Source organism: Labrys sp. (in: a-proteobacteria) (assembly GCF_047605565.1).
GTDB lineage: Bacteria > Pseudomonadota > Alphaproteobacteria > Rhizobiales > Labraceae > Labrys > Labrys neptuniae.
The window spans coordinates 25397-52368 of sequence record NZ_JASGFM010000014.1 but is presented as its reverse complement, the minus strand read 5'-3'; the positions used below and the strand labels follow the sequence as shown (position 1 = coordinate 52368).

The window sequence follows — 26972 nt, the reverse complement described above, 5'->3', positions numbered from 1 at the left end:
AGCCGGGGATGACGGAACACCTGTTGCCGAACGCAAGCCTGGCGGACGGAGGCTTGGTCGATGCTAGGTTCGCTGGCTCTCGCCTCGCCCTGGATGCTGGCGGCTCTGGCCCTGCTGCCGGCCATCTGGCTGCTGCTGCGCCTGGTGCCGCCACGGCCGCAACGCGTCGACTTTCCACCCTTGCGCCTGCTCTACGGCCTGTTGCCGCGCGGGCGGGTGGCAGCGCGCTCGCCCTGGTGGCTGACGGCCTTGCGCCTCATCCTGGCTGCCTTGGTGATCGCCATGCTGGCCGTGCCGACGCTGCGGCCTTTCAGTCAGGCCGGACCGACGCGTACGGCGCCGCTGTTGTTCCTCGTCGACAATGGCTGGGGTTCCGCCGCGACCTGGGCGAAGCGCCAGGAAGTGATCCAGGCCGCACTCGCCGCGGCCGAGCAGGATCGCCGCCCGGTGGCAATGGCGGCCCTGGCCGAGCCGCTCACCGATCTTTCGCTCAGTCCTGCTGCGAGCCTCGGTCCGCGCCTCACAGCGCTTGCTCCGCAGCCCTGGCAGGCCAATCGTGGCGCCTATGCGCCCGCCATCGCCTCCTTCCTGCGTGCGGCGCCGGAGGCCGAGATCCTCTGGTTCTCGGACGGCCTGGCAGGGGATGGCGACAATGGCTTTCTCGCCGCTTTGTCGGAAGCCGGCAAGCAGGGGCGGGTGACGGTCTATCGTGACGATGGCCGCAGTTCGCTGGCCCTTGCGGGCGCGGCCAATGCGCCGAGCGGCATCTCGGTGCGCGTTTTGCGCACGGGCAAGCTCGATCGCGTCTTGTCAGGCACGGTGAGGGCGCTCGACCTCAAGAACCTGCCGGTTGGCCAGGCCGATTTCAGTTTCCCGGCAGGCGCCGGCGAGACCACGGCGCAGCTCGACCTGCCCGTCGACATTCGCAATGATGTGGCGCGGCTGGAAATCGTCGGCGACGCGTCGGCCGGAGCGGTGCAGTTGCTCGACCGCACCTGGCGCCGCCGCATGGTCGGCATCGTCTCGGGGCAGGACAAGGATGTCAGCCAGCCCCTGCTGTCGGCGAACTATTACCTCACGCGAGCGCTCGAACCCTATGCCGATGTGAGGACTGCCGAGGGAACCTCGCCGGCCGAGGCGATCGGCCGCTTTCTCGATGACAAACTGCCGGTCTTGATGCTGGCCGATGTCGGCAATCTCGGCGATGCCGAAGCCAAGCTCTCGACCTGGATCGAGAATGGCGGCGTTCTGGTGCGCTTTGCCGGCTCGCGTCTCGCTGCCGCCGAGAATACGCTGCTGCCGGTGAAGCTGCGCCAGGGCGGGCGCACACTGGGCGGGACGCTCTCCTGGGAGAAGCCGCAAAAGCTCGGCAGCTTCGATGCCAATAGCCCCTTCGCAGGCCTCGCCTTGCCGGATGACGTCAGCGTCAAGCGCCAATTGCTGGCCGAGCCCGATATCGATCTGCCCGGCCGGACCTGGGCTGCCCTGGCCGACGGCACGCCGCTGGTCACGGCCGAGAAACGGGGCAATGGCGTCATCGTGCTCTTTCACGTGACGGCCGACACCACCTGGTCCAACCTCGTCCTGTCGGGAACCTTTGTGGAGATGCTGCGCAAGGTGGTGGGGCTGGCCAAATCCGCGCCGGTTGCGGGGGCTGCCGCAGCGCAGGCGAGCGCCGCAGCGCCGGTCTATGCGGCGCCGAGCCGGACGCTCGATGGGCAGGGTGCTTTCCAGGTGCCGCCGGCCACCGCCCAGCTCGTGCGGGCGGATCAGCCCGGCATCGGCCGTCCCGATCATCCGCCCGGCTTCTACGGGCCGCCCGATGGCCTGGTGGCCGTCAATGCGCTGGCTGCCAATGCCGTGTTGAAACCCCTGGACTATACCACCGTGAATGCGTCCCTGGCCGACTATACGGTTGCCAAGCCGATCGCCCTCGGGCCCGTTCTGCTGCTGGTCGCGCTGGCCCTGCTGCTGGCCGATGCTCTGATTGTCTTCTTCATGGCGGGCGGCTGGACGCGTCTTGCCCGTCCCGGTGTGGGGTCGGCGGCCCTCGTCGTGCTGGCGCTGTCCCTCACCCTGTTGGCATCGCCGGATGCCCAGGCGCAGAGCCGCCCCTTCGACGCTGCGCTGAAGACCCGCCTTGCCTATGTCGTCACCGGCGACAAGGAGACGGACGATACCAGCCTCGCCGGTCTCAAGGGCCTGACCGCCTATATCGCCGAACGCACGGCGCTGGAGCCGGGGCCGCCCGATGGCATCGATCCGGCCAAGGACGAACTGGCCTTCTATCCGCTGATCTACTGGCCGATCGTGCCGGGCAAGGAACCGCCGCCGCCGGCAGTGATGGCGCGCATCGACGCGTTCATGAAATCGGGTGGCACCATCATTTTCGATACGCGCGATGCGGTGCAGCAGGATGCGGGGGGAGCGGCCACGCCGGCCGGCGAAACGCTCAAGCGCCTGCTCTCGGGGCTCGACATTCCCGAGCTCGAGCCCATACCGGCCAAGCACGTGCTGACCAAGACCTTCTACCTGCTCGACAAATTCGTCGGGCGTTACGACAATGGCGAAACCTGGGTGCAGGCCACCGCCCCGACATCCGAGGACAGCGACAAGCCCGTGCTGGGGGGAGACGGTGTTTCGCCCTTGATCATCACCTCCAACGATCTGGCCGCAGCCTGGGCCGTCGATGCCCAGATGAATCCGCTCTTTCCCGTTTCCACCGGGCTGGAGCGCCAGCGTGAGCTGGCCTATCGCGCCGGCGTCAACATGGTGATGTATGCGCTGACCGGCAACTACAAGGCGGATCAGGTGCATGTACAGGATCTCCTGGAGAGGCTCGGCCGCTGATGAGCGATTTCTCCCTGCAATTCCTGCCCTTGCTGTCCTGGCCTGTCGTCATCGGCCTGGCCGTGCTGGCGGCTGCGGTCGCGGCGCTGTGCCTGCTGGCGCGGCTGCGCGGGGCCTGGCTGCGCGCGCTGGTGCTGGGCCTGTTCGTCCTCGCTCTCACCGGGCCCATCCTGACGCGCGAGCAGCGCGCGGTGCTGCCCAATGTCGTGGCCCTGGTGGTCGACCGTTCCGCCTCCCAGTCGCTGGACGAAAGGACGCGGCAGACGGACGCGGCCCGCGACGAGCTCAGCCGGCAGATCAAGGCGCTGGGCAATACCGAGCTGCGGGTGGTCGAGGCGGGAGGTGGGGTCAAATCCGGTGCTGACGGCACCCAGCTCTTCACTCCCTTGGCGACTGCCCTGTCCGACGTGCCGCCGGACCGCGTCGGCGGCGCCATCCTGCTGACGGACGGCGTGGTCCACGACGTGCCGGCTCGAGCGGCCGCCCTCGGTTTCAAGGCGCCGCTCCATGCCCTGATCACCGGCCGGGAGGATGAACGCGACCGCCAGATCAACCTGGTCGAGGCGCCGCGCTTCGGACTGGTGAAGCAGGCCACCACCATTCGCTTCCGCGTCGTCGATCGCGGTCCGAACATGCCGTCGACCGCCGCGGTGATCCTGCGCCGCGATGGCGAAGAGATTGCGCGCACCACCGTGCCGGTCGGCGAATTGTCGTCGCTGCAGGTGCCGATCGAGCATGCCGGCGTGAATGTGGTCGAGCTCGAAGCCGAAACCGTGCCGGGCGAACTCTCGCCGGTGAACAACCGGGCCGTGCTGCAGATCGAGGGCATCCGCGAGAAGATGCGCGTCCTGCTGGTCTCGGGCGAACCCAATGCCGGCGAGCGCACCTGGCGCAACCTGCTCAAGGCCGACGCCAATGTCGAGCTCGTGCATTTCACCATTCTCAGGCCGCCGCAGAAGGGGGACGGCACCCCGATCAACGAACTCTCCCTGATCCAGTTCCCGACGCACCGCCTGTTCGACGAGGAGATCAACCGCTTCGACCTGATCATCTTCGACCGCTACGCGCAGGAAGGCCTGCTGCCGGCCGCCTATTTCGACAATATGACGGAGTTCGTGCGCAATGGCGGGGCGATCCTGCTGGCATCGGGCGCCGATTACGCCTCCGAGAACAGTCTGTGGGGTACCGGCCTGGCCGAGATCCTGCCGGCCTCGCCATCTGGCAACGTGCTCTATCAGCCCTACCGGCCGGAGATCAGCGCGCTCGGCAAACGCCATCCGGTGACGCGGGACCTGCCGGGCGGCAATGCCAATCCGCCGGCCTGGGGCCAATGGTTCACCACGGTAGAGACCAAGCTGCGCGAGGGCAGCGCCGTGATGACCGGCGCCCGAGGCGATCCGCTGCTCGTGCTCGCCCACCAGGGCAAGGGCCGGGTGGCCCTGCTGCTATCCGACCATGCCTGGCTGTGGGCACGTGGCTATGAGGGGGGCGGGCCCCATGTCGATCTGCTGCGGCGCCTGTCGCACTGGCTTTTGAAGGAGCCGGATCTCGACGAGGAGGCTCTGCGTGCACGGGCTGTCGGCCGCGACATCACGGTCGAGCGCCAGACCATGGCGGAGACGGCGGCACCGGTCGAACTGACCGGCCCGAATGGCGAGAAGGTCAGGCTTGCCCTCAAACCGGAGAAACCGGGCCTGTGGAGCGCAGTCTATTCCACCGACGTGATGGGGTTGTGGCGGGCCCAGGACGGCGCCTTGCAGGCGATCACCAATGTCGGTCCCGCCAATCCACGCGAATTCCAGGACCTGCTCTCCACGCCCGACAGGCTGAAGGGCATAGCCGGCGAGACCGGCGGCAGCGTGGAGCGCCTCGCCACCGCGTCCGGCCTGTCGATACCGGCGGTTCGCGCGGTCGGCGCCGGCTCCGCCTATGGCGGCAGCGGCTGGATCGGCCTCAAGCGCAGCGAGGCGTCGGTGGTACAGGGCATCGACACTATCCCGCTCTTCGCGGGCCTGCTCGGCCTTGCCTTGCTGCTGGGCGGCGTCACCCTGCTCTGGGCCCGGGAAGGCCGGTAGCCCAACACACGCTTTTGCATGGCAGAGCGCGGGATATGCGGAGTGTCGGCCTCCCGGCTGATACGCCGGATGCCTCTCGGATGAAAATTGCAGCTATATCCTCCCTGCGCTCCCACGGATGGCGGCTGACAGGCAGGATGGCGTCGATGCCTCCGTTCCGCCATGCCTGGCCTGACGATTCGACTCTTGAGCCGGGAGGCCCTAAATTGGAGATGCAGGTTTCCAACCGTGCCTGCCTCAACGGAATGGGCCAAGGATACGAGAATGCGTAGCGACGAGATCCGGCCAGGAACGTTGGCCAAGCGCCATGCAGACCGACGATCCCAGACGACGCTGGGCTTCCGGCGCGAGAGTTTTACTTTGCCGCGTGAGGAAGCACGTGCCAAGGCGCGCGATCTGTTTACCCGCTACCCCAAGGCGGCCTATATGACCGAGATCGAATACTGGGAAGAACTGCCGGACGGGCAGATCTTCGTCACCATGCGCCATTTGCCGACGGCCGACTGAGAAGGGCGGTTTTCGCGGCCAGGGCCAGTTGACCTCCGCCGACGTCGCTGGCAGGGTGGTCCTATGTTCAGGTTCAATCGATCGAACTCGCGGCTGATCTCGTCCGACCCCTCGGGGCCGGGTTGCAGTCGCATGCGCTGAACTCTCTCCGCCATCGCGTTTCAACCAGGGCCCCGCCATCCGGCAGGGCCTTTTCGTTTGCTCCTGCCGCTGTGCGTCGCCAGCATCAGGAGGCAACATTGCTGGACATCGCTTTCATTCGTAACAACACCGCCGCGGTCGCCGAGGCGGCCCGGGCCAAGGGCATGACCGTCGATCTTGATCGGATCCTGGCCCTCGATACTGCCTTGCGTCGGGGCAAGACACGGATCGAAACCTTGAGGGCGGAACGAAATCGCATCACGGCACAGTTCGCCGAGGCCTCTGCGCCGCTGCGCGTGGCCGGCGCCGAACGTTCCAGGGCGATCGCAAGCGCGCTTACCGCCCTCCAGGGAAATGCCGGAGAAACGGAACAGACCTTGCGCGACCTCTTGCTGACGGTTCCCAACCTGCCCTGGCCAGGGGCGCCAGTTGGGCCGGATGAAAAGAGCAATCAGGTGGTGCGCGCCGTCGGCGATCGGCCCGACTTCGCCTTTCCGCCGCTCGATCACCTCGCCATTGCCGACAGGCATGGCTGGATCGACCAATCCCGGATTGCCAAGGTTGCCGGGGCTCGCAGCTATGTGCTGAAGGGGCGCCTGGCCTTGCTGGAACAGGCGCTCTTGTTCGACACGTCCCGTCGGCTCGCCCGCGAGGGGTTCCAGCCCATCGCCGTTCCCGCCCTGGTTCGTGGGAATGCCTTCGTCAATACCGGCCATTTTCCCTTCGCCAGGGAGGACACCTTCGAACTCCCGCGGGACGGCGCATATCTTGCCGGCACCGCCGAGATCGCGCTGACCGGCCTGCATGGCGGCGAGATCATCGATGAGCGCGACCTGCCGCTGCTCTATACCGGCTTCTCTCCCTGCTTCCGCCGCGAGGCCGGCAGCGGGGGACGCGACGTGCGTGGCCTGCTCAGGGTTCACCAGTTCTACAAGGTGGAGCAATATGTGATCTGTCGCGATGATCCCGAAGAATCCGCCCATTGGCATGCCCGGCTGCTCGCCAATGCCGAGACCATCCTGCGGGCCCTGGAGCTGCCCTATCAGGTCGTCGAATGCTCCACCGGCGACATGGGGCCGGGCAAGGTGAGAATGAACGACATCGAGACCTGGGTGCCGAGCCTCGGATGCTATCGGGAAACCCATAGCTGTTCCACCTTGCATGATTGGCAAGCCCGGCGAGCCAATATCCGCTGGCGCGATCGGCGGGGGCAGGTCCGGTTCTGCCACACGCTGAACAACACCGCGATCGCGACGCCGCGCATCCTGGTGCCCTTGATCGAGAATCACCAGACGCCGCAGGGGCAGGTCCGAGTGCCCACCTTCCTGCGCAACTATCTCGATGGGGAGGAATTGCTGTGACGAGCGCCAGCCCGACCGGCACGGACCGGATTACAGCCGGTCCAGCAAGTCGGGCAACTCCGCCAGGAAGGCGTCGCGCGCCTGCAGCCCGGCCCTGAGATTGCCCTTGGAGCCCATCTGCACCTGGCGCACGAAGGCCACATTGCGGCCGTCCCTGTTGGCCCAGCCGACGAACCAGCCATAGGCATGATCGAAATCGAGCCTGCCGTCGGAGCGCCGGGGCGCGCCGGAGCCGGTCTTGCCGTGAATTTCCCAGCCATTGGGCAGGGGAGCAAGCACCAGGATACGGGCTGTCATGTCGTAGGCCCGGTTCGAGACCGGCAATTGGTGACGCACCATCCGCTCCAGGAAGTCGAGCTGCTGGAGCGGTGTGATCTTGAGGGATGAGCTCAGCCAGGCCTGGGTGAGGCCGTTCTGCTTGCCTGGATCCCCGGAGACGTCCTGATTGCCGTAGTCGAATTCGGCGACATAGCGCTTGAAGCGCTGCTTGCCGAGACTGCGCGTGATCTGTTGCGAGTACCAGACCACCGAATTCTTCATCCAGCTGGCGGGGTCGGTGCTGGTGCGCCATTCCGGCACCCAGTCGGCATAGCCTTCGCGAAAGGGCAAGGCGGGCACATGCTCGTTCTTCAGCAGGCCCGAATCATAGCCCATCAGGCTGATGGCGATCTTGAAGGTCGAGGCCGGCGTGATCGGTTTGTCGCAGCTCCCTTCCTGCTTGAGCAGCTTGCCGGTCGCCACGTCGGCCAGCAGCGTGCAGGCGCTTGCGACGGCGGCCTCCGATGGCTGGGCCAGGGCGCTGCCTCCACCGGCCGGCATCGTCGAGAAGACGGCGGTGACAAGAGCCACCAGGGCGGTCGTCGGACGGTGCATGCAGCAGGGTCTCCGGAGTCGACGCGCATCTGTCAGAGACATTGTGGCCCGATCTTGTCGATGGCAGCAACAGGCCGCGCTGCCCCTGGGGACAAAGTGCGATTTGAGTGATTCCGTCAAATCGCAAAACGCTTCGACCCGAAAGCGGGCCGCGGACCTATCCGCCTGCAGCCTGACGGCGGGCGGAAGGCAGGAATCGGCGGGTCAGGGCCATTTCACCGTGGGCGGCATCGACGACAGGATCGAAGACACATTGCCGCCGGTCTTGAGGCCGAACAGCGTGCCACGGTCATAGAGCAGGTTGAACTCGACGTAACGTCCGCGGCGCACCAGCTGCTCGTCGCGCTCGGCCTCCGTCCAGGGTTTTTCGAAATTGCGCGTCACGAGCTCGGGATAGATGGCAGCGAAGGCCGTACCGACCGTCCGGGTGAAGGCGAAATCGGCCTGCCAGTCGCCGCTGGTGAGCCCGTCATAGAAAATGCCGCCGATGCCGCGCGACTCGTTGCGATGCTTGAGGAAGAAATAGTCGTCGCACCATTTCTTGTAGCGGGCATAGTCGGCCACGGCGTGAGCCTCGCAGGCCCGGCGCATGGCGGCGTGAAAATCGAGGCTGTCCGGGTCTTCCTGCGTGCGGCGTCCGTCGAGCATCGGCGTCAGGTCCGCGCCGCCGCCGAACCAGGCCTTGGTTGTCACCACGAATCGGGTGTTCATGTGCACGGTGGGCACATGAGGGTTCCAGGGATGGGCGATCAGGGAGATGCCGGAGGCCCAGAAGCGTGGATCCTCGGCGGCGCCGGGAATGTCGGTGCGAAATTCGGGTGAAAATTCCCCGTGGACGGTCGAACAATGCACGCCCACCTTTTCGAAAACCCTGCCATGCATCATCGCCATCACGCCGCCACCGCCCGGGTGGCCGGTGTGGTCGGTGCGCTGCCAGGGCGTGCGCCTGAAGCGTCCTGCGGCCGTACCGGCCGGGGCTCGGGCCTGGGGCAGCGCGTCCTCGAGGGTCTCGAAGGCGGCGCAGATCTGATCGCGCAGAGCCTCGAACCAGGCACGGGCCTCGGCCTGGCGGGGGGCGATCTCGGAGGAAAGAGGGGCGGAACCGGGCTTTGTCATGCTGCCTCTATAGTCCGTTTCCGCTAGCAGGCAATTGCGCAGGATCAATGACGGCCGAAAGGCGGACGTGCTCGATCAGGACGATTCCGCCGGGGAAGGGAAGCCGTCGGTCTGGCGCAGGGCCTCGCCCAGCACCATGGCGGCGGCGACGGCCACGTTGAGCGAGCGCAGTCCCGGGCGCATCGGTACGAACACCCGCGCGTCGGCCGCGGCATGGACCGCATCGGGCACGCCGGCTGATTCCCTGCCGACCATGAGGATGTCGTCCGGCCGGAATACATGGCCGGTATGGGGCACCGCGCCCTTGGTGGTCAGCAGCACCAGCCTCTGTCCGCTCGCGGCCCGCCAGGCCTCGAAGGCCGGGAAGGAAACATGGCGGTCGATGGCAAGGCGGTCGAGATAGTCCATCCCGGCGCGGCGGAATGCCCGGTCCGACACGGGAAAGGCCGCGGGCTCGACGATGGCCGCCTTTACGCCGAGGCAGGCGCACAGGCGCAGCATCGTGCCGGCGTTCTGAGGGATGTCGGGTTGAAACAGGGCGAGAGTGAGCGGCATTGGGGCATCGGCAGGGCGAGGGCGGAGACGTTCTTCATAGGGGACGCTTCCGGCATCGGGGATAGAGAATTTGCATTTATGGCGTTGATGTCATGCGACATAGCGCCATTTGCGGGCTGCACGATCTAGACAACTTCGCAACAGAGTGGCATGAGCCCCTTGATAAGGTTTGCCCCAGTTTCGCCGCGATCCGGTTTGGCGCGGCTGGGGTGGCCGAGATTTGGCAGAGTATGGACGGTACGGGGCTGATAGGGTCCGGTTCCTCCATCATCCCGGCGACGGCCGGGATGCGACGTATGAGAAGGATCGATCCGTGGCAGTCACGAACGAACACGCCGCAGAGCCCACTCGTCGCGATTTCATTTACATTGCCACCGGCGCGGTCGGTGCTGTGGGTGTCGCTGGCGCAGCTTGGCCTTTCATCAGCCAGATGAATCCGGACAAGGCGACCATCGCGGCGGGCGTGCCGGTCGAGGTCGACCTGACGCCGATTCCCGAGGGACAGTCGGTGAAGATCTTCTGGCGCGGCAAGCCGATCTTCATTCGTCACCGCACCAAGGCCGAAATCGCAGCGGCCGAGGATGTCAAGCTGACCGACCTGAAGGACCCCCAGGCCGATGCGGACCGGGTCAAGAAAGATCAGGCACAATGGCTGGTCGTGGTCGGCATCTGCACGCATCTGGGCTGCATCCCGCTGGTCAACGAAGGCTCCTATCACGGCTGGTTCTGCCCCTGCCATGGTTCGGTCTACGATACCTCGGGACGCATCCGTCAGGGTCCGGCTCCGCTCAACCTGGAAGTTCCGCCCTATAATTTCGAGAGCCCGACCAAGATCATGATCGGCGCCGAATCGAACGCACAAGCTTAAGGTCACAATTCATGAGCGGAACCTCGACCTGGACCCCGAAATCCAGCCTTGGACGGTGGTTCGAGAGCCGCCTGCCGATCGGTGGGCTCGTCCACTCCTCGTTCATCGCCTATCCCACGCCGCGCAACCTCAATTATATGTGGACCTTCGGCGCCATCCTCTCCTTCATGCTGGGGGCGCAGATCCTCACGGGCGTGGTGCTGGCGATGCATTACGTCTCCGATTCGAGCCTGGCCTTCACCTCGGTGGATCTGATCCGCCGCGACGTGAACTGGGGCTGGCTGATTCAGAAGCTGCACGCCAACGGCGCCTCGATGTTCTTCATCGCGGTCTATCTCCACATCGCCCGCGGCATGTATTACGGCTCCTATAAGGGCCCCCGCGAAGTGCTGTGGCTGCTTGGCGTCGTCATCTTCCTCTTGATGATGGCAACCGGCTTCATGGGCTATGTGCTGCCCTGGGGGCAGATGTCGGGCTGGGGCGCAACCGTCATCACCAACCTGTTCTCCGCCATTCCCGTATTCGGCAAGTCGATCGTGACCTGGCTGTGGGGCGGCTATGCGGTGGGCAACCCGACCCTGAACCGCTTCTTCTCGCTGCATTATCTGCTGCCCTTCATGATCGCCGGCGTCGTGGTGCTGCATATCTGGGCGCTGCACGTGGTCGGCCAGAACAATCCGACCGGCGTCGACATCAAGTCGGACAAGGATTCGGTGCCCTTCACGCCGTATGCGACGCTGAAGGATGCTTTCGGCATCGCCTGCTTCCTCGTCTTCTTCATGTATTTCGTGTTCTACATGCCGGATTATCTGGGCGATCCGGAGAACTACATCACCTTCGATCCCGGCAAGACGCCTGCCCATATCGTGCCCGAATGGTACTTCCTGCCGTTCTACGCGATCCTGCGCTCGATCCCGGACAAGCTGCTGGGCGTCATCATGATGTTCGCCGCCATCGTCATGCTGGCGCTGCTGCCCTGGCTCGACACCTCGAAGGTGCGTTCGGCGGTCTATCGTCCGGTGTTCCGCTGGGTGTTCTTCATCTTCGTGGCGATCTGCATCGGCCTCGGCTGGATCGGCTCGCAGCCGCCGGAAGGCTCGAAGGTGCTGATCGGCCAGATCCTGACTGCGCTGTACTTCGCCTACTTCCTCATCGCCCTGCCGCTGCTGGGGTTGTTTGAGCAGACCAAGCCGGTGCCCGCTTCGATCGCCGATGCCATTCTGGCGAAGTCGAGCGGCATCCCCCTGCCGGCCGCAAACACCGCCGAATCGCAAAGCAAGGGCTGAGGGGCGAACGAGATGATTGAGATGTTCAAACCCTCACGCGTAGCCGGTCTGGCTGTCGCCCTTGCCACCCTGTTCGGCGTTGCCGGCCTTTCCCAGCCCGCCTGGGCGGAGGGGGGCGAGCAACCGACCCGCCAGCAATGGAGTTTTGCGGGCCCGTTCGGGCGCTATGATCAGGGCCAGCTGCAGCGCGGCTTCAAGGTCTATCGCGAGGTCTGCTCGGCCTGCCACAGCCTGCATCGCGTCGCGTTCCGGACCTTGGCCGACCCAGGCGGTCCCGGTTTCACCGAAGGCCAGGTCAAGGCCCTCGCGGCCGAATACACCGTGATGGACGTGCCCAACGACAAGGGCGAGGTGCTGGAGCGCAAGGGTCGCCCCGCGGATTATTTCCCGCTGGTCTATCCCAACGATCAGGCTGCCGCCGTCGCCAACAATGGTGCCATTCCGCCGGACATGTCCCTGCTCGCCAAGGCGCGCGGCGTGAAGTCCGGCTTCCCCGGCTTTGTCTTCGACATCTTCACCCAGTACCAGGAGCAGGGGCCGGACTACATCCATGCCCTGATCACCGATGGCTATCTGAAGGATGACGAGAAGCCGCCGGAGGGCGTCACCGTTCCGCCGAACGGCCACTACAACAAGATCTTCGGCGCTTCGATCGGCATGGCCAAGCCGCTGGCCGATGGGCAGGTGGAATATACTGACGGTGCGCCGCAGACGGTTGACCAGTACACACGTGACGTCGCTGCCTTCCTGGCATGGGCTGCCGATCCCTCGCTGGAGAAGCGCAAGCAGACCGGCTTCGTGGTCATCATCTTCCTGATCGTGCTGTCCGGGCTGCTCTATTACACCAAGAAGAAGATCTGGGCCGACGCCCATTGAGGGCTTCGACCAACGCTTGTTTGAGCAAAGCCGGGGATTGCCGATCCCCGGCTTTGCTGTTTCAGGCCCTGCAGTTTCCTCTCGATCGATTTATTGGCTCGACCGGTGGGAAGCCGGCTGGCTGGTCCGGCCTCGACTCTTGCGTGCGAGCGTGGTCTTTTTCGGCAACGAATCCCCGGAAGGCAGATCATGACCGCCAAGACAGAAATCTCGGGCTCCACAGCTCGCTTCCTCAAGGACGCGATCCGCACTATTCCAGACTATCCCAAGCCCGGAGTGGCGTTCCGCGACATCACCACCTTGTTGGGCGATGCCTGGGCCTTCCGACGGGCTATCGACGAATTGGTGCAGCCCTGGGCGGGTGCCAAGATCGACAAGGTGGCTGGGATCGAGGCGCGCGGCTTCATCCTGGGGGGCGCACTCGCCCACCAGCTCTCTTCCGGTTTCGTGCCGGTGCGCAAGAAGGGCAAGCTGCCGCACGAGACCGTGCGCATCGCCTATTCGCTGGAATATGGCCTCGACGAAATGGAAGTCCACAAGGATGCGGTGAAACCGGGCGAGCGGGTCATCCTGGTCGACGACCTCATCGCCACCGGGGGTACGGCGGAGGCCGCGGTCAAGCTGCTGCGCGAGATCGGTGCCGATGTGCTGGCCGCGGTCTTCATCATCGATCTGCCCGAGCTGAAAGGGGCCGACAAGATCCGGGCGCTGGGCGTGCCCGTGCATACGCTGGTGTCCTTCGAAGGCCATTGAACGGGAGGGGAGGCATGGTGGGTCGGTCTTCAGACCGGCCATGGCGCATTCATACCGGTCTGAAGACCGGCACACCTGGCTTCTTGCTTTTCGCCCGGGATGCGTCTATGAGAACGCCGTTCCGCGACCAGACACCCCTGGAGGCAATGCGGAACGACCGAACCGGCCGCGCCAGCGGCCTTTTTCTTTGAACAACCCTAGGAACATACAATGTCCGTGAAGCAGATTTCCGCCACGGCTCGCACGCAAGTGGGCAAGGGGGCCGCGCGTGCCGTTCGTCGTGAAGGCAAGGTACCGGCCGTGATCTACGGTGCCGGCAAGCCCCCCCTTTCTATCGCACTCGACGCCAAGGAAGCCAACAAGCTGGTTTACGCTGGCCACTTCCTCACCACCGTGTTCGAGATCGAAGTTGATGGCAGCAAGACCCGCGCCATTCCGCGCGACTATGCTCTCGACCCGGTCAAGGACACCGTCGAGCATGTCGATTTCCTGCGCGTCGATGCCGGCTCGCGTCTGCGCGTCGATGTTCCCGTGCATGCCGTCAACGCCGCGACTTCCGTGGGCGTGAAGCGCGGCGGTGCCGTCAACATCGTGACGCACTCCCTCTCGGTTCTGGCTCCCGCCGACAAGATTCCCGATTCGATCGATGTCGACGTCGCCGCTCTCGATATCAACGATTCGGTCCACGTCTCGCAGATCAAGCTGCCGGAAGGCGTTTCCTACGCCGGGCAGGACGACGCGACCCTGGTCTCGATCGTGCCGCCGGTCGGTGAAGAAGCTGCTCCCGCCGCTGAAGTGGCTGCCGAGCCCGCTGAAGCTGCCAAGAAGTAATCCGGCTGCATATCCATTGCTGCGATGGCCGGGCTCGTCCCGGCCATTCGTGCTTTCACAGCGTTTGGCGAGTTGGTGGAAGCACCAAGAATCGCAAAGACGCGTTCGAAAGAGGAGCTGAAGCAAAACAGCGTTTTCGCTTAGACGCGCTTTGCTTCAGGGGCCATCATGCGTCTGTTCGTCGGTCTCGGTAATCCGGGTGCCAAATATGCCGCCAACCGGCACAATATCGGTTTCCTCGCCATCGACGAGATCGCGCGGCGCCATCGCTTCGCGCCCTGGCGCTCGCGCTTCCAGGGGCAGGTCAGCGAGGGCAGCGTCGGCGGTGAGCGCGTCATGCTGCTCAAGCCGCAGACCTATATGAACGAAAGCGGGCAGTCGGTCGGCGAGGCCATGCGCTTCTACAAGATCGGCCTGCCTGATCTCACGGTCTTCCACGACGAACTCGACCTGGCGCCCGCCAAGCTGCGCGTGAAGGTCGGCGGCGGCAATGCCGGCCATAACGGACTGCGATCGATTACCGCCCATTGCGGCAACGACTATCGCCGCGCCCGGCTCGGTATCGGTCATCCCGGCGACAAGGCGCTGGTGCATCATTTCGTGCTCAGCGATTTTGCCAAGGCCGAATGGCCCTGGGTCGAGGATCTGTGCACCGCCTGTGCCGATGCGGCGCCACTGCTGGCTGATGGAGAGGATGCGAGCTTCCAGAACAAGGTGCATTTGTTCATGGAGGCGAGGGGGCACGGCGCTGCCAAGCTGGCGGGAGCCTAGGAGACGGCACGCCGAGCTTGCCTTCCCATTGACGTTGCGCTGCTTCCTATCTACCCAGCGCCTTAACGGATTTCGTCGGCGGCAGGAGCGCGCCGGCTACAAGATGGACGAGCGATCACCATGGGTTTCAAATGCGGAATCGTCGGCCTGCCCAATGTCGGCAAGTCGACCCTGTTCAATGCGCTGACGCAGACCGCGGCGGCGCAGGCGGCCAACTATCCCTTCTGCACCATCGAGCCCAATGTCGGCGACGTCGCGGTGCCCGACGAGCGCCTGGAGAAGCTCGCCTCCATTGCCAAGTCTGGAACCATCATTCCCACCCGCCTGACCTTCGTCGACATTGCCGGTCTGGTGCGGGGGGCCTCCAAGGGCGAAGGCCTCGGCAATCAGTTCCTCGGCAACATCCGCGAATGTGACGCGATCGCCCATGTGGTGCGCTGCTTCGAGGATGGCGACGTCACCCATGTCGAGGGCAAGATCGACCCGGTGGCCGACATCGAGACCATCGAGACCGAACTGATGATCGCCGATCTCGACAGCCTGGAGCGCCGCGTGGTGGCGCTGGAGAAGAAGGCGCGGGGGGGCGACAAGGAGGCCAAGGAAAGCCTCGATTTGATCAATCGGGCCCTGGTGCTGCTGCGCGAAGGCAAGCCCGCCCGTCTGGTCGAGGTCAAGCCTGAGGAGCGTCGTGCCTTCGACATGCTGCAGCTCCTCACCGCCAAGCCGGTGCTCTATGTCTGCAATGTCGAGGAAGCCTCGGCCGACAAGGGCAATGGCCTGTCCGACAGGGTGAAGGCCCGCGCCGCCGAGGAAGGCGCCAAGGCGGTGGTGGTCTCCGCCAAGATCGAGAGCGAGATCGCCATCCTGCCGCCCGAGGAGCAGAAGGACTATCTCGACGCCATCGGCCTGAACGAGCCCGGCCTCAACCGCGTCATCCGCACCGGCTATGAACTGCTCGATCTCGTCACCTATTTCACGGTGGGCCCCAAGGAGGCTCGGGCCTGGACCATCACCAAGGGCATGCGCGCCCCGCAGGCTGCAGGCGTGATCCATTCCGATTTCGAGAAGGGCTTCATCCGCTCCGAGACCATCGCCTATGGCGACTATGTCGCCCTCAACGGCGAGGCGGGCGCCAAGGAAGCCGGCAAGTTCCGCCTGGAAGGCAAGGATTATGTGGTCGCAGACGGCGATGTTCTGCATTTCCGCTTTGCGACTTGAGTGCAAATAAATCGCACTCGATCTGAAGATCTTGAAAGGTCTTTGTTTGTCCGCTGAACCGGCGTAATTTAGCATTGTGATAGGCCAATTGGCAGCTCTTGATGGAATGCTGCCGATTGGTGGAAGAAAATCGATTTATCTGTGCTATGATGGCGTGAGTGTTCGTTCGTGACAGGGGCGGGGGCCATGCAATCCAACGAGCCGCCACGCAAGACGCCGGGCGAGCGGGCGACCATCCATGACGTCGCCCGGCTTGCCAATGTTTCGCCCGCCACCGTTTCCAAAGTGCTTCGCGGCCTCGGCGCCGTGAAGGCCGAAAGCGTGGCGCGTATCCATGCCGCCGTGCGGGAGCTCGGTTTCCGGGTCGACCCGCTGGCAGCCAATCTGCGCCGCTCGCGCCGCTCTATCGTCGGGCTCATCGTTCCTGACTTCCGCAATCCTTTCTTCGGGTCGATGGTCGCCCATTTCGAGCGTCTGGCGGAGGGGAGCGGCTATCGCCTGGTGACCGTTTCCAGCGCCGAGAAGACCGAGCGGGAGGCTGCCCAGACCGAGGCACTGCTCGACTGGCGCGTGGCCGGCATGATCGTGGTGCCGACGGATGGGCGGCCAGCCGCCGAAGCCTCCCTCCTCGATCAGAAGGTCGCCACGGTCCTGCTCGACCGCGTTCCCGACGAGACCGGCTTCGATCGCGTCAGTGTCAACAATGTCGAGGCCAGCGCCGCCGTCATCCGTGAACTCGTGGCTCGGGGACATCGGCGTATCCTGCTCGGCCCGTCCTCGCTCGACCTCACCAATATGCGCGATCGCGTCGATGGCGCGATGGCTGCGGCGCGGCAGGCTGATATCGTCGAGGATATCGAGGTCCTGCTGTGCGGCCCCGATGTCGCGTCGGCCATGCATGCGATGGCTTCGCGCTTCGACGAGGGAAGGCTGCCGACGGCCATCTTCACGCTGTACAGCCCCGCCACGCTTGCGGCGTTGCGTGAGGTGGAAAGACGCGGCCTCGTCATGCCTCGGGATCTGTCGGTCGTCGGGTTCGACGACATCGAATGGATGCAGGTGACGCACCCGCCGATTGCCGCGGTGATACAGCCGGTGCAGGCGATTGCCGAAGTCGCTTGGGCCCAGCTCATGCAACGCCTGGCCGAACCCGGCGAGTCGCCCCGGACCGTCGAGGTGGCCTGCGAGCTCGATTTGCGGGGATCGGTCGCCGGTCCGCCCGCCTGATCGAACGATCCGCCGTGCCGACCTATTCCATCGCCTGTGCCTGCCCGGAGAGTTCGGCCTGCAGATGGGCGATCAGCCTGTCGGTTGCCGCTTCCACCGGGCCGTCATTGCTGATGATGAGGTCGGGGGCGAGACTATCCTCGCGGTCGATCTTGCGGGCCAGGCGCGCTCGGATCATCTCTTCGCTTTCGCGACCGCGGGCCGCCAAGCGTTGGGCGATGATCTCGGCAGGCGCGGTGACCAGCACGACGCTGAGGCCGGCAAAGCGCTGGCGTGCCTCCGGCAGGCTGGAGCGCGAGAGGTTGCAGACGGCATGGCGCCCTTCCTCGGTCGCAAGCCGCACCTCGAGAGGCAGGGCATAGCTCAGGCCATGCGCGCGCCAGGACAGCGAGAAGCCTCCTTGCGCTTCCAGCTCGGCAAAGCGCTCCTCGGACAGCGTGTCGTGATCTTCCGAAGCATTGCTTTCACGCGTGATGATGCGACGCGGGAAGATCAGGCCGGGATGATCCGCGAAACGCAGGCGGGCGGCATCGATCAGCGTGTCCTTGCCGGCACCGCTCGGCCCGACGATGGCGATCAGCTTGCCGAGCCGCGGCTTGGGCTGGATCAAGGCGGGTTCGTCGGTCATGCCGCGATCTTGCCCTCGCTCCAGACACGGCGGATGATCGGCGTGGTGCCGGCGCCCGAGGCGACCTGGGTCACCCGCACCAGATCCGCGCGGCGTCCCTGTTCCAACCGGCCACGATCATCAAGGCCGGTGGCACGGGCCGGCGTATCGCTGACCATGCGCACCGCCGCCGCCAGGTCGATCGAGGGCACGCGCTCGGGCAGCTGGAAGGCGGCGAGCAGCAGGCTGGCAGGCACATAGTCGGAGGAGAGGATGTCGAGCACCCCTTCGCCGGCGAGGTCCGACGCCGCGATATTGCCGGAATGGGAGCCGCCGCGCACGACGTTCGGTGCGCCCATCATCACGCTGATGCCGGCAGCGTGCGAAGCGAGTGCTGCTTCGAGCGTGGTGGGGAATTCGGCGATGGCGACCCCGTCCGCCACAGCTTCTTCAACATGCCCGGCGGTGGCATCGTCATGGCTGGCGAGCACGATGCCGTGTTCGCGCGCCAGCGCCACCAGGTTCGTACGGCTGTGCATGGCGAAGCGGGCATGCCTGTCGAGCTTATCCTTGATGTAGGTCTCGACATCGGTCTCGCCGCGCACCCGGCGTGGGAAATAGAAATTCATCCAGGTGTTGAGATCGCGGAACTGGCGCTGGCCGGGCGTATGATCCATCAGCGAGGCCAGATGGACGGGGTAGAGCTCCCGGAAGGCCTGGAAGGCTGTGAGGACGTCCGGCGTGGCGAGTTCGCAGCGAATATGGGTGCGGTGCTCCACGCGCAGATGGCCGTGCTGGCGCGCCTCTTCCAGGGCTCCGGCCAGGGCCGTGCCTTCCTTGGAGATCGTGCCTTCCTCCGTCTCGGATCCGAGGCGGATGGAGTCGAAGACGGTGGTGATGCCGGCTGCCGCGATCTGGGCGTCATAGGCCATCACCGCACTGAGGGCATGCCAGCGCACCGAGGGGCGCGGCGAGTAATGGGCTTCCAGATGGTCGGTATGGAGTTCCACCAGGCCGGGCAGGATATGGTCCCCAGCCATGTCGAGTCCCTTTTCCGGCGCCTCGCCCTCGCCCATGTCGGCAATGCGACCCTTGTCGACGGCGATCCAGCCCTTGTCGATCACATGATCGGCCAGGACGAGGCGGGCATTGCAAAGAACAAATTGCTCAAGATCAGGCATGGTTGAAATGTCCGTTCAGGCGGCAAGAGAGGGGACGGAAAACTGGGTGACGTCGACCACGCGGTCGGCGACTCGCTCGCGCACATCCTCATCATGAAAGATGCCGACAATTGCGACGCCATTTTGTTTCTTGGCGGTGACGAGCTCGACGACGACGGCCCGGTTGGCGGCATCGAGCGAAGCGGTCGGTTCGTCGAGGAGCAGGAGAGGACGGTCGGCGGCCAGGCCGCGTGCGATGTTGACGCGCTGCTGCTCGCCACCGGAAAAGGTCGCGGGCGGCAGACGCCAGAGCCTCTCCGGCACGTTGAGCCGGTGAAGCAGGTCCTGGGCTCGCCTTTCGGCCGCATCCTCGGCCAGGCCGGTCTCGCGGGCCGCTTCCGCCACGATGGCGAGGGCGCAGACGCGCGGGATCACACGCAGGAACTGGCTGACATAGGCCATGGTGCGGCGGCGCAGCGCCAGGATACGCCTTGGCTCGGCCGTCGCGATATCCACGGTCTCATCGCCTTCGCGCAGCAGGATCGCGCCGCCATCGCAGCGATAATTGCCGTAGATCATCTTGAGGATCGAGGATTTGCCGGCCCCGGACGGGCCGCCCAGCACGACGCATTCCCCCGGGGTGACGGTGAAGCGAACATCCTGCATCACGCCGATGCTCTGGCCACCCTGGAGGTGCAGGGTGAAGCTCTTGGAAACGCCTTCGAGGGTGAGGATGGGGGAGGTCATGCTGCCAGTACCGAAGAAACCAGAAGTTGGGTGTAAGCCTCGTGCGGATCGTCGAGCACCTGGTCGGTCAGCCCGGTTTCGATCACCCGGCCCTGCCGCATCACCATGATGCGGTGCGATAACAGCCGTGCGACAGCGAGGTCGTGCGTGACGATGACGACCGCGATGCCGAGATCGGCGACGAGGCCGCGCAGGAGGTCGAGCAGGCGGGCCTGTACCGAGACATCGAGGCCGGAGGTCGGCTCGTCCATGAAGACGAGGCGGGGGCGGGTCACCAGGTTGCGGGCGATCTGCAGGCGCTGGCGCATGCCGCCGGAGAAGCTGGCGGGAGTATCGTCGATGCGGTCGGCCTCGATCTCCACCCGGCCGAGCCAGTCCAGCGCCGATTCTCGAATGCGTCCATAGTGCCGCGCGCCGACCGCCATCAGGCGCTCGCCGACATTGGCGCCGGCCGAGACGCCCATGCGCAGCCCGTCGCGTGCATCCTGGCGCACGAAGCCCCAGTCGGTGCGCAGAAGGAAGCGGCGTTCGGCCTCGCTCAGCGCGAAAAGGTCCCGGACAGCCCCATCACGCATGCGATAGCGCACGGATCCGGCGGTGGGCTCGACTTCGCTGGAGAGGAGCCCGAGCAGGGTCGACTTGCCCGATCCTGATTCGCCGACCACGGCAAGGACCTCGCCTTCATAGAGATCGAAGGAAACGTCGGCGCAGCCCAGGCGCGTGCCGTAATGCTTGGTGAGCCCGCGTGCCTGGAGCAGGGGGGAATCGTTGAAGGTCATGCGGCTTTCTCTGGCAAGGACAGGCGGAAGGACACGCCATGGCGCTCGAAGCCGAGCGAATCGTAGAAGGCATGGGCGCGGCTGTTGTGCAGGCTGGAGGCGAGAATGGCCTTGTAGCAGCCCTTCTCCTGCGCCAGGCGGAAGGCGGCCTGCAGCATGAGCCGGCCGATGCCTTCGCCCTGTCGATCGGAAGCGATCACGACGTTCTCGATCACGGCGAAGGGAGTGCCGCGCCGGGCGAGGTTGTCGACCGCCATCAGGCAGAAGCTGCCGACGACCGTGCCTCTCTGTTCGGCGACATAGAGCCCGTAATCGGGATAAAGGCCGAGATGTTCGAGCTTGTCCTCGGCTTCGGCGAGCGTCAGGACATTGTCGCCGTTGAAATCGGGCTGTCCGTAGAGGGCGAGCACGGCCGGCAGGTCCGCCTTGCCGCCGATGCGCACGGACAGGGCAGGTGCGATGCTCATGGCCTGGTCTCCTCGGGCGCGCGGATGTCCTCATCCGCCCTTTCCTCCTCACCGGACGTACCGTTTCCAAGGGTGGATGAGGACGTTTGCGCTTCCAGGGGCGATGAGCCCAGCATCTCGCCCTTGTGCCCCGCGGCCCGCCTGGTCTCGCAATGGTCGGTGTCCGAGCAGACGAACATTCGGCCGCCGCGATCGTCGAGGACGACCTCGTCGAGATAGACGCCCTGCGCGGCGCAGAGAGCGCAGGGCTGACTGAAACGCTGCACGCTGAAGGGATGATCCTCGAAGTCGAGGCTCTTCACCCGCGTATGCGGCGGCACGGCATAGATGCGCTTCTCGCGCCCGGCTCCGAAGAGCTGCAACGCCTCGCAACCGTCGATCTTGGGATTGTCGAATTTCGGCGTGGGCGAGGGATCCATGACATAGCGTCCAGCCACCTCCACCGGATAGGCATAGGTGGTGGCGATATGGCCATGGCGGGCGATATCCTCGTAGAGCTTCACATGCATCAGGCCGTAATCGGCAAGGGCATGCAGCTTGCGCGTCTCGGTCTCGCGCGGCTCCAGGAAGCGCAGCGGCTCGGGGATCGGCACCTGATAGACCAGGATCTGGTCGGGCTTGAGGGGCGCTTCCGGCACGCGATGGCGTGTCTGGATGATGGTGGCATCCTGCGTGGCGGTGGTGGTGGCGACGCCGGCCGTCTTGGCGAAGAAGCGCCGGATCGAGACGGCGTTAGTGGTGTCGTCGGCGCCCTGGTCGATCACCTTCAACACGTCGTCCGGCCCGATGACGGCTGCGGTCACCTGCACGCCGCCGGTGCCCCAGCCATAGGGCATCGGCATCTCGCGCGAGGCGAAAGGCACCTGATAGCCGGGAATGGCGATGGCCTTGAGGATCGCCCGGCGGATCATGCGCTTGGTCTGTTCGTCCAGATAGGCGAAATTGTAGCCGGCCTCCGCTGGAATGCGGTCGCTGCCGGCGAGCGGCGTCCGGGATTGGATCTCAGTCTGGCTCATGCTGCGTCCTCCTGCCGGACCTCGGCCTGTGCCGCCTCGCGGCGTTCGGCATGCTCGGCCCTCAGGCGTCTGACGAGGTCGAGCTCGGCCTGGAAGTCGACGTAATGGGGCAGTTTCAGATGCTCGACGAAGCCGGTTGCCTGCACGTTGTCGCAATGGGACATCACGAATTCCTCGTCCTGGGCAGGGGCGGTCCGTTCCTCGCCGAATTCGCGCGTCCGGAGTGAGCGATCGACCATCGCCATGGACATCGCCTTGCGCTCGGCCTGCCCGAAGACCAGGCCGTAGCCGCGGGTGAATTGCGGCGCGGCTTCGGCAGAGCCTGCGAACTGGTTAACCATCTGGCATTCGGTGACGGTGATCGAACCCATCGGCACGGCAAAGCCGAGCTCCTCCGGCACGAATTCCACCTCCACTTCCCCGAGCCGGATCTCGCCGACGAAGGGGTGGGTGCGGCCGAAGCCGCGCTGGCTGGAATAGGCAAGCGCCAGGAGGAAGCCTTCATCGCCGCGGGCGAGCGCCTGCAGCCTGAGGTCGCGGTCGGCCGGGAAGGCCAGGGGTTCGCGGGTGAGATCGCCCACCGGGCGTTCGGGGTCCGGCGCAGCGTTGCGCTCAATCAGGTCCTCGCCGCCGAGCAGGTCGCTGACGCGCGGCGTCTTCTCCCCGGTGGCGGGCTTTTCCTTGGGGGGCTCGACCTCGGCGCCGGCGGCCAGCATGAAGTCGAGCAGGCGATGGGTGTAGTCGAAGGTCGGGCCGAGCACCTGGCCGCCCGGCAGGTCCTTGAAGGTCGCCGAGATGCGACGACGAATGGCCATGTCGTCGGTATCGACAGGCGTGCTGGTGCCGAAACGCGGCAAGGTGGTGCGATAGGCACGTACCAGGAAGATCGCTTCGATCAGGTCGCCCCGGGCCTGTTTGATGGCGAGGGCGGCCAGATCGCGGTCGTAAAGCGAGCCCTCTGCCATCACGCGGTCGACGCCGAGGGTGAGCTGTTCGCGGATCTGCTCAATCGAGAGATCGGGGACCGCTTTGTCGCCGCGCCTCACATGGGCGAGCAGGCGATGGGCGTTGTCGATGGCTTCCTCGCCACCCTTGACGGCGACATACATCAGGCGACTCCAAGAATTTGGGACGAGCGCGGCAGGGCTGCGATCCTGCCCGGCGCCGTGAAGACGATATCGACGCCGCGCGGAAAGGCGGCATGGTTGGCGCCAAGCTGCCGGCGGAAGTCGTCGGGAAGCGGCGCGAGTGCCAGACCCGCATCGGTCTTGATGCCAGGCCCGGTGAAGACGAGATCATGGCCGGGTTCGAGCCGCTCGAGAGCGATCAGCAGCGTGGTCGAGCGGTCGGGATATTCATCATTGCCCTGGGCGAAACTGGCGAGATCGGGACAGGCGGCTGCGTCTGCGATGAGGGCAAAGGCCGCCTCTTGGGGGGCGTCCGTCAGGCGGGCGCCGGTATGGAAGGTGAGATAGGCCCGCACCTGCGGTGTCCGCAGCCTGGCATCGAGCCAGAGCGGGGCCTCGTGATCGGCCAGAGCGAGGGCAAGGGCCGCCAGCTCCGGCGTCAGCGGCGCTGGCGGCACGAGACCCGTTTCAAGGGGCCGGAGACGGGCCGGCCGGGCCAGCGCGTCCATGCAGGCTCGGAAGACGGCCTGGGATTCGATTGCCGCATCGGCAAAGCCGGGCGCCAGATCCTGTGCAAATTGGTCCTGTGCAAGGCCGATCATCAGTCCTCTCCCCGTACCATGGTGAAGAAATTGACCCGGGTCGCTGCGGTCTGCCGGGCTGAAACGCCGGCTTCCGCATTCAGCCGGGTGGCCACCGGCCGCAGTGCCCGTTCGACCGCCTCACGACGGGCCTCGTCCTGCCAGAGCGCGTCGAGCAGGGCGGCGGCGCTGGCCTTGGCGCTGTTACGGCCGAGATGATAGGCAAAGCCGACAGGCCCGTTTTCGAGCCGGACGGTGGCGCGCGATGTGCTCGCCTCGCCCAGGTTGAAGGCGGCGCCGTCGCCGCCGACCCGGCCCTGCAGCATGACGAGGCCGGTTAAGGCGGGCCGCAGTGCCGCATGGGCCGGCAACGGGGCCAGGGTCGAGAGGGCCTGGTCGAGTTCGGCACCGGTCGCGTGGGCACAAAGACGCATGACGGCCTGGCGTGCCTTCAGTCCGGCAGCGGGCTCGGCCGCCATCTGGCGATGACGATCTGGGGAGGACTCATTCATGTCGGAACCATTGCTCTGCCTTGGATCACAACAGGCTGGCGCAGCATGTTGTCTAGTGATATAGACAACTATATGAGGAACCCTGCAACGCTTCCATGACAAAACCAGTCCCGACCCAAAATTTTTCGCCGCAGGCCGCAACAGGCGATTTCGCCGCTGCGGAAGGCAGCCTTTCCCGCGGGGATGGCAACGCTGTGGATGGTGCCGTCTTTCGCGGCGATGGTATCGCCGCCTGGCGCAAGATCGCGGATCTCGTCGAGGCCGAGATCATTGGCGGCATGCTGGCTCCCGGGACGCAATTGCCGACGGAGGCTGCGTTGGCCGCCCGCTTCGGCGTCAACCGGCATACGGTACGGCGGGCGCTTGGCGAACTGGCCGGCAAGGGCCTGGTGCGTACTGCGCAGGGCAGGGGGACCTTCGTCGAGCTTTCCCGGCTCGCCTATCCGATCGGTGAACGAACGCGTTTCAGCCAGAACATGGCGCAGGAAGGGCGCGAGCCCGGGGGCATCGTGCTGGAGGCCGTCGAAATCGAGGCCGATCCGCGTCTTGCCGGGCTGCTGGCCATAACGCCGGGCAGTCCGGTGCTGAAACTGCTGACCATGCGTTCGGCCGACGGCGTACCGATCGCCTTCGGCAACTCCTTCCTGCCGCTGCCGCGCTTTGCCGGTTTTGCCGATGCCTATCGGCGCTTCGGGGCCGTGACGCCGGCCTTGGCGGCCTGCGGCGTCGATGATTACAAGCGGATATCGACCCGTGTCGGAGCGCGCTTTGCCTCACCCGACGAAGCAGCCAGGCTCGATATTGCGGCCGGCCGCCCCGTCCTGACGGTGGAAGGCGTCAATATCGACGCCGACGGCGTGCCGATCCAAGCGATCTCCAGCCTGTTCGCCGCGGACCGTACCGAGATCGTGGTGCAGAGCTGATGACCCGATAGGCTTTTCCAGAATGCGAATGATCGATCAAATCGCCTCGTGGCACACCGCTTCGACCCGATTTCCGGCAGGGTCGATCAGAAAAGCTGCATAATAATGGTCGTGATAGTGCGTTCGTAATCCCGGAGCACCGTTCGCGCGGCCCCCGGACGCAAGGCCGGCGGCATAGAACGCATCGACTTGGGCGCGAGATGCGGCTTTGAAGCACCAATGCCGCTTGTTCTCTTCGATGTTCGATGCGTCGAGGTAGATAGCCAGGAATGTCGATTGCGTGTCGTTTGATCGACAGCGCTCGCCATAGCCGATGGCCTCGCTCCGGTCATAGACTTTGGGCGCCCCGAGGGCGCTCATGATTGCATCATAAAACGCCCGTGCCTGCTGAAGATCGGGAACGCCGATCGAGACATGGTCGAGAAGAAACATGATTTATACCTCGAATCAGCGAGTTACGGCGAGACGCCGGCTCAAGCCCAGGAGGATAAGGCCTATTATCCAAAAGTAAGGCGGTGTCCATGCGAATCCAGCGATGGGCCCGGTGCTTGCCATGGCTGGTGCACCGAGACCTCGTGAACGCCGCCGTTCAAACGGGTATTTCGATCAAAGGTCGGCATTGGTGGTAGCGGGGCCAAGCATGACGGGGCTACCCTTCGTTCGCTTCCCGGCGTGCCTAGCCGCGATAATCGTGCCTGTTTCCACGCGGATCCGTCACGACAGGGCCGTTCTCGCCATCATCGAGATAACAAGGTCCGATCGGCACCTTGCCGTGTCCGCCGGGGATGTCGAGCACATAGGTGGGCTGGCCGAGGCCGGTGAGACTTCCGCGCAATTGCCGCATCACCGCCTGGCCCTCGGCGATGGTGGTGCGGAAATGGCTCGTGCCCTTGGCGAGGTCGCCATGATGCAGGTAATAGGGCTTGATGCGCAGGCCGAGCAGCGCCCGGAAGAGGGCCGACAGCGCCTCGGCCGTGGCGTTGACGCCCTTGAGCAGGACGGTCTGGCTGACCATGGCGATCCCCGCCTTGACCAGCCGCGTACAGGCTTCCCGCGCGGCGGGCGTGAGTTCGCGCACATGGTTGGCGTGCAGGGCGACGAACACGCCCTTCGGGCTGTCGAGACTTTCGATGAGTTCGTCCGTGATCCGTTCGGGCGCCACCACCGGCACGCGGGTGTGAAAGCGGATCACGCCGACATGATCGATGGCCGACAGCGCCTTCACGATCCGGCCGATGCGCCGCGGCGATAACGCGAAGGGATCGCCGCCGGTGATGATGACCTCGAAGATGGCGGGGTTGCCGGCGATATAGGCCAGGGCAGCATCGAGTTCGCCGCCGGCGAGCATCTCGCCCTCCGGCCCTACCATCTCCCGGCGGAAGCAGAAACGGCAATAGACCGGGCAGACATGCAGTGGCTTGAGCAGGACGCGGTCGGGGTAGCGATGGACGATGCCTTTCACCGGCGAGAAGGCGTCATCCCCGATCGGGTCCGAGAGTTCGTCCGGGCTCGATATCAGTTCGTGGCCGGTCGGCACGAATTGGGCGGCAATGGGATCGTCCTGGGGGGAGCCAGCGATGAGATCCGTCATCGCTGGAGTGATTGCCACCGAAAAACGCCGCGCCACCTCTTCGATGTCGAGACGCTCGGCCGAAGAAATGAGCCCGCTGGCTTCCAGATCGGAAGCGCTCCGAAGGCTGGAATGCTTGTTCATTTCGATGCTCTTGCCATGATGCCGGCTGGAT

Annotated in this window: 25 protein-coding genes and 1 pseudogene; 12 read left to right on the top strand and 14 right to left on the bottom strand. The window is 65.2% G+C overall.

Annotation, left to right across the window (positions count from 1 at the left end):
• Window positions 1-60 precede the first annotated feature (60 nt).
• The 4 genes from QM672_RS14605 (at window position 61) to serS (ending at window position 6934) form a co-directional block, all read left to right on the top strand.
• Window positions 61-2850 (top strand): DUF4159 domain-containing protein, encoded by a 2790-nt coding sequence (locus QM672_RS14605; RefSeq protein WP_415083357.1) that lies wholly within the window; start codon window positions 61-63, stop codon window positions 2848-2850.
• The gene (locus tag QM672_RS14600) at window positions 2850-4925 is read left to right on the top strand and encodes a hypothetical protein (RefSeq protein ID WP_415083355.1); all 2076 of its coding nucleotides are present in this window, start codon (window positions 2850-2852) and stop codon (window positions 4923-4925) included. The genes QM672_RS14605 and QM672_RS14600 overlap by 1 nt, the downstream gene beginning before the upstream one ends.
• Before the next feature lie 264 nt (window positions 4926-5189).
• Window positions 5190-5432: a hypothetical protein gene (locus tag QM672_RS14595; RefSeq protein ID WP_311933601.1), complete on the top strand. Its 243-nt coding sequence runs from the start codon at window positions 5190-5192 to the stop codon at window positions 5430-5432.
• Between the two features lie 239 nt (window positions 5433-5671).
• Entirely contained in the window at window positions 5672-6934 is a 1263-nt protein-coding gene (serS, locus tag QM672_RS14590; protein ID WP_415083353.1) for a serine--tRNA ligase, read from the top strand.
• 30 nt (window positions 6935-6964) lie between these two features.
• On the opposite strand, the gene blaOXA is transcribed toward serS, so the two are convergent.
• The 3 genes from blaOXA to QM672_RS14575 form a co-directional block, all read right to left on the bottom strand.
• Entirely contained in the window at window positions 6965-7753 is a 789-nt protein-coding gene (blaOXA, locus tag QM672_RS14585) for a class D beta-lactamase (protein ID WP_376717619.1), read from the bottom strand.
• Window positions 7754-8011: 258 nt separating this feature from the next.
• Entirely contained in the window at window positions 8012-8923 is a 912-nt protein-coding gene (gene hemF, locus QM672_RS14580) for an oxygen-dependent coproporphyrinogen oxidase (protein ID WP_311933595.1), read from the bottom strand.
• A 75-nt stretch (window positions 8924-8998) separates the two neighbouring features.
• A complete protein-coding gene (locus QM672_RS14575) occupies window positions 8999-9478 on the bottom strand; it encodes a tRNA (cytidine(34)-2'-O)-methyltransferase (RefSeq protein WP_311933594.1) in 480 nt (159 codons plus the stop codon).
• A gap of 313 nt (window positions 9479-9791) precedes the next feature.
• Here QM672_RS14575 and petA point away from each other — a divergent pair, with 313 nt between their 5' ends.
• From petA to QM672_RS14540, 7 genes and pseudogenes are all read left to right on the top strand, one after another.
• Entirely contained in the window at window positions 9792-10346 is a 555-nt protein-coding gene (gene petA / locus QM672_RS14570) for a ubiquinol-cytochrome c reductase iron-sulfur subunit (protein ID WP_105861606.1), read from the top strand.
• A gap of 11 nt (window positions 10347-10357) precedes the next feature.
• Window positions 10358-12508: pseudogene (locus QM672_RS14565) on the top strand (cytochrome c1).
• A 189-nt stretch (window positions 12509-12697) separates the two neighbouring features.
• Window positions 12698-13261: an adenine phosphoribosyltransferase gene (locus tag QM672_RS14560; RefSeq protein WP_311933588.1), complete on the top strand. Its 564-nt coding sequence runs from the start codon at window positions 12698-12700 to the stop codon at window positions 13259-13261.
• Window positions 13262-13471: 210 nt separating this feature from the next.
• Window positions 13472-14092: a 50S ribosomal protein L25/general stress protein Ctc gene (locus QM672_RS14555; protein WP_415083350.1), complete on the top strand. Its 621-nt coding sequence runs from the start codon at window positions 13472-13474 to the stop codon at window positions 14090-14092.
• A 168-nt stretch (window positions 14093-14260) separates the two neighbouring features.
• Complete coding sequence (gene pth, locus QM672_RS14550; protein ID WP_311933583.1) at window positions 14261-14863, top strand: aminoacyl-tRNA hydrolase; 603 nt, start codon at window positions 14261-14263, stop codon at window positions 14861-14863.
• 120 nt (window positions 14864-14983) lie between these two features.
• On the top strand, window positions 14984-16081 hold the full coding sequence (gene ychF, locus QM672_RS14545; RefSeq protein WP_311933581.1) for a redox-regulated ATPase YchF: 1098 nt from the start codon (window positions 14984-14986) through the stop codon (window positions 16079-16081).
• 186 nt (window positions 16082-16267) lie between these two features.
• Complete coding sequence (locus tag QM672_RS14540; protein WP_311933579.1) at window positions 16268-17308, top strand: LacI family DNA-binding transcriptional regulator; 1041 nt, start codon at window positions 16268-16270, stop codon at window positions 17306-17308.
• A 22-nt stretch (window positions 17309-17330) separates the two neighbouring features.
• Here QM672_RS14540 and phnN read toward each other — a convergent pair whose 3' ends face one another.
• Genes phnN through phnG form a run of 9 tightly spaced genes read right to left on the bottom strand, consistent with a single transcriptional unit; the run spans window position 17331 to window position 24304 of the window.
• Window positions 17331-17936: a phosphonate metabolism protein/1,5-bisphosphokinase (PRPP-forming) PhnN gene (phnN, locus tag QM672_RS14535; RefSeq protein WP_311933578.1), complete on the bottom strand. Its 606-nt coding sequence runs from the start codon at window positions 17934-17936 to the stop codon at window positions 17331-17333.
• Entirely contained in the window at window positions 17933-19096 is a 1164-nt protein-coding gene (locus tag QM672_RS14530) for an alpha-D-ribose 1-methylphosphonate 5-triphosphate diphosphatase (RefSeq protein ID WP_415083346.1), read from the bottom strand. The genes phnN and QM672_RS14530 overlap by 4 nt, the downstream gene beginning before the upstream one ends.
• Before the next feature lie 15 nt (window positions 19097-19111).
• On the bottom strand, window positions 19112-19822 hold the full coding sequence (gene phnL, locus QM672_RS14525) for a phosphonate C-P lyase system protein PhnL (RefSeq protein ID WP_415083344.1): 711 nt from the start codon (window positions 19820-19822) through the stop codon (window positions 19112-19114).
• Window positions 19819-20601 (bottom strand): phosphonate C-P lyase system protein PhnK, encoded by a 783-nt coding sequence (phnK, locus tag QM672_RS14520; protein WP_311933571.1) that lies wholly within the window; start codon window positions 20599-20601, stop codon window positions 19819-19821. The genes phnL and phnK overlap by 4 nt, the downstream gene beginning before the upstream one ends.
• Entirely contained in the window at window positions 20598-21068 is a 471-nt protein-coding gene (locus QM672_RS14515; protein WP_311933569.1) for a GNAT family N-acetyltransferase, read from the bottom strand. The genes phnK and QM672_RS14515 overlap by 4 nt, the downstream gene beginning before the upstream one ends.
• Window positions 21065-22084, bottom strand: coding sequence for an alpha-D-ribose 1-methylphosphonate 5-phosphate C-P-lyase PhnJ (locus tag QM672_RS14510; protein WP_311933567.1), 1020 nt, complete (start codon window positions 22082-22084; stop codon window positions 21065-21067). Before QM672_RS14510 ends, QM672_RS14515 begins: the two co-directional genes overlap by 4 nt.
• Window positions 22081-23193, bottom strand: a complete 1113-nt coding sequence (locus tag QM672_RS14505) for a carbon-phosphorus lyase complex subunit PhnI (protein ID WP_415083341.1) — start codon at window positions 23191-23193, stop codon at window positions 22081-22083. Before QM672_RS14505 ends, QM672_RS14510 begins: the two co-directional genes overlap by 4 nt.
• Window positions 23193-23813: a phosphonate C-P lyase system protein PhnH gene (phnH, locus tag QM672_RS14500; RefSeq protein WP_394310319.1), complete on the bottom strand. Its 621-nt coding sequence runs from the start codon at window positions 23811-23813 to the stop codon at window positions 23193-23195. The genes QM672_RS14505 and phnH overlap by 1 nt, the downstream gene beginning before the upstream one ends.
• On the bottom strand, window positions 23813-24304 hold the full coding sequence (gene phnG, locus QM672_RS14495) for a phosphonate C-P lyase system protein PhnG (RefSeq protein WP_376717612.1): 492 nt from the start codon (window positions 24302-24304) through the stop codon (window positions 23813-23815). The genes phnH and phnG overlap by 1 nt, the downstream gene beginning before the upstream one ends.
• Before the next feature lie 95 nt (window positions 24305-24399).
• On the opposite strand from phnG, the gene phnF reads away from it, so the two are divergent.
• Complete coding sequence (gene phnF, locus QM672_RS14490; RefSeq protein WP_367624153.1) at window positions 24400-25227, top strand: phosphonate metabolism transcriptional regulator PhnF; 828 nt, start codon at window positions 24400-24402, stop codon at window positions 25225-25227.
• A gap of 36 nt (window positions 25228-25263) precedes the next feature.
• On the opposite strand, the gene QM672_RS14485 is transcribed toward phnF, so the two are convergent.
• Window positions 25264-25659 carry a VOC family protein gene (locus QM672_RS14485; RefSeq protein WP_149254200.1) on the bottom strand — a complete coding sequence of 132 codons (396 nt, stop codon included), beginning with the start codon at window positions 25657-25659 and terminating at the stop codon, window positions 25264-25266.
• 244 nt (window positions 25660-25903) lie between these two features.
• Window positions 25904-26941: a lysine-2,3-aminomutase-like protein gene (locus QM672_RS14480; RefSeq protein WP_415083338.1), complete on the bottom strand. Its 1038-nt coding sequence runs from the start codon at window positions 26939-26941 to the stop codon at window positions 25904-25906.
• Window positions 26942-26972 lie beyond the last annotated feature (31 nt).

Excerpts from the sequence above, each read along its gene's own strand:
- QM672_RS14605 (WP_415083357.1), top strand. The coding sequence starts at position 61 with ATGCTAGGTTCGCTGGCTCTCGCCTCGCCCTGGATGCTGGCGGCTCTG.
- QM672_RS14600 (WP_415083355.1), top strand. The coding sequence starts at position 2,850 with ATGAGCGATTTCTCCCTGCAATTCCTGCCCTTGCTGTCCTGGCCTGTC.
- QM672_RS14595 (WP_311933601.1), top strand. The coding sequence starts at position 5,190 with ATGCGTAGCGACGAGATCCGGCCAGGAACGTTGGCCAAGCGCCATGCA.
- blaOXA (WP_376717619.1), bottom strand. The coding sequence starts at position 7,753 with ATGCCGGCCGGTGGAGGCAGCGCCCTGGCCCAGCCATCGGAGGCCGCC.
- hemF (WP_311933595.1), bottom strand. The coding sequence starts at position 8,923 with ATGACAAAGCCCGGTTCCGCCCCTCTTTCCTCCGAGATCGCCCCCCGC.
- QM672_RS14575 (WP_311933594.1), bottom strand. The coding sequence starts at position 9,478 with ATGCCGCTCACTCTCGCCCTGTTTCAACCCGACATCCCTCAGAACGCC.
- QM672_RS14560 (WP_311933588.1), top strand. The coding sequence starts at position 12,698 with ATGACCGCCAAGACAGAAATCTCGGGCTCCACAGCTCGCTTCCTCAAG.
- QM672_RS14555 (WP_415083350.1), top strand. The coding sequence starts at position 13,472 with ATGTCCGTGAAGCAGATTTCCGCCACGGCTCGCACGCAAGTGGGCAAG.
- pth (WP_311933583.1), top strand. The coding sequence starts at position 14,261 with ATGCGTCTGTTCGTCGGTCTCGGTAATCCGGGTGCCAAATATGCCGCC.
- ychF (WP_311933581.1), top strand. The coding sequence starts at position 14,984 with ATGGGTTTCAAATGCGGAATCGTCGGCCTGCCCAATGTCGGCAAGTCG.
- QM672_RS14540 (WP_311933579.1), top strand. The coding sequence starts at position 16,268 with ATGCAATCCAACGAGCCGCCACGCAAGACGCCGGGCGAGCGGGCGACC.
- phnN (WP_311933578.1), bottom strand. The coding sequence starts at position 17,936 with ATGACCGACGAACCCGCCTTGATCCAGCCCAAGCCGCGGCTCGGCAAG.
- QM672_RS14530 (WP_415083346.1), bottom strand. The coding sequence starts at position 19,096 with ATGCCTGATCTTGAGCAATTTGTTCTTTGCAATGCCCGCCTCGTCCTG.
- phnL (WP_415083344.1), bottom strand. The coding sequence starts at position 19,822 with ATGACCTCCCCCATCCTCACCCTCGAAGGCGTTTCCAAGAGCTTCACC.
- phnK (WP_311933571.1), bottom strand. The coding sequence starts at position 20,601 with ATGACCTTCAACGATTCCCCCCTGCTCCAGGCACGCGGGCTCACCAAG.
- QM672_RS14515 (WP_311933569.1), bottom strand. The coding sequence starts at position 21,068 with ATGAGCATCGCACCTGCCCTGTCCGTGCGCATCGGCGGCAAGGCGGAC.
- QM672_RS14510 (WP_311933567.1), bottom strand. The coding sequence starts at position 22,084 with ATGAGCCAGACTGAGATCCAATCCCGGACGCCGCTCGCCGGCAGCGAC.
- QM672_RS14505 (WP_415083341.1), bottom strand. The coding sequence starts at position 23,193 with ATGTATGTCGCCGTCAAGGGTGGCGAGGAAGCCATCGACAACGCCCAT.
- phnH (WP_394310319.1), bottom strand. The coding sequence starts at position 23,813 with ATGATCGGCCTTGCACAGGACCAATTTGCACAGGATCTGGCGCCCGGC.
- phnG (WP_376717612.1), bottom strand. The coding sequence starts at position 24,304 with ATGAATGAGTCCTCCCCAGATCGTCATCGCCAGATGGCGGCCGAGCCC.
- phnF (WP_367624153.1), top strand. The coding sequence starts at position 24,400 with ATGACAAAACCAGTCCCGACCCAAAATTTTTCGCCGCAGGCCGCAACA.
- QM672_RS14485 (WP_149254200.1), bottom strand. The coding sequence starts at position 25,659 with ATGTTTCTTCTCGACCATGTCTCGATCGGCGTTCCCGATCTTCAGCAG.
- QM672_RS14480 (WP_415083338.1), bottom strand. The coding sequence starts at position 26,941 with ATGAACAAGCATTCCAGCCTTCGGAGCGCTTCCGATCTGGAAGCCAGC.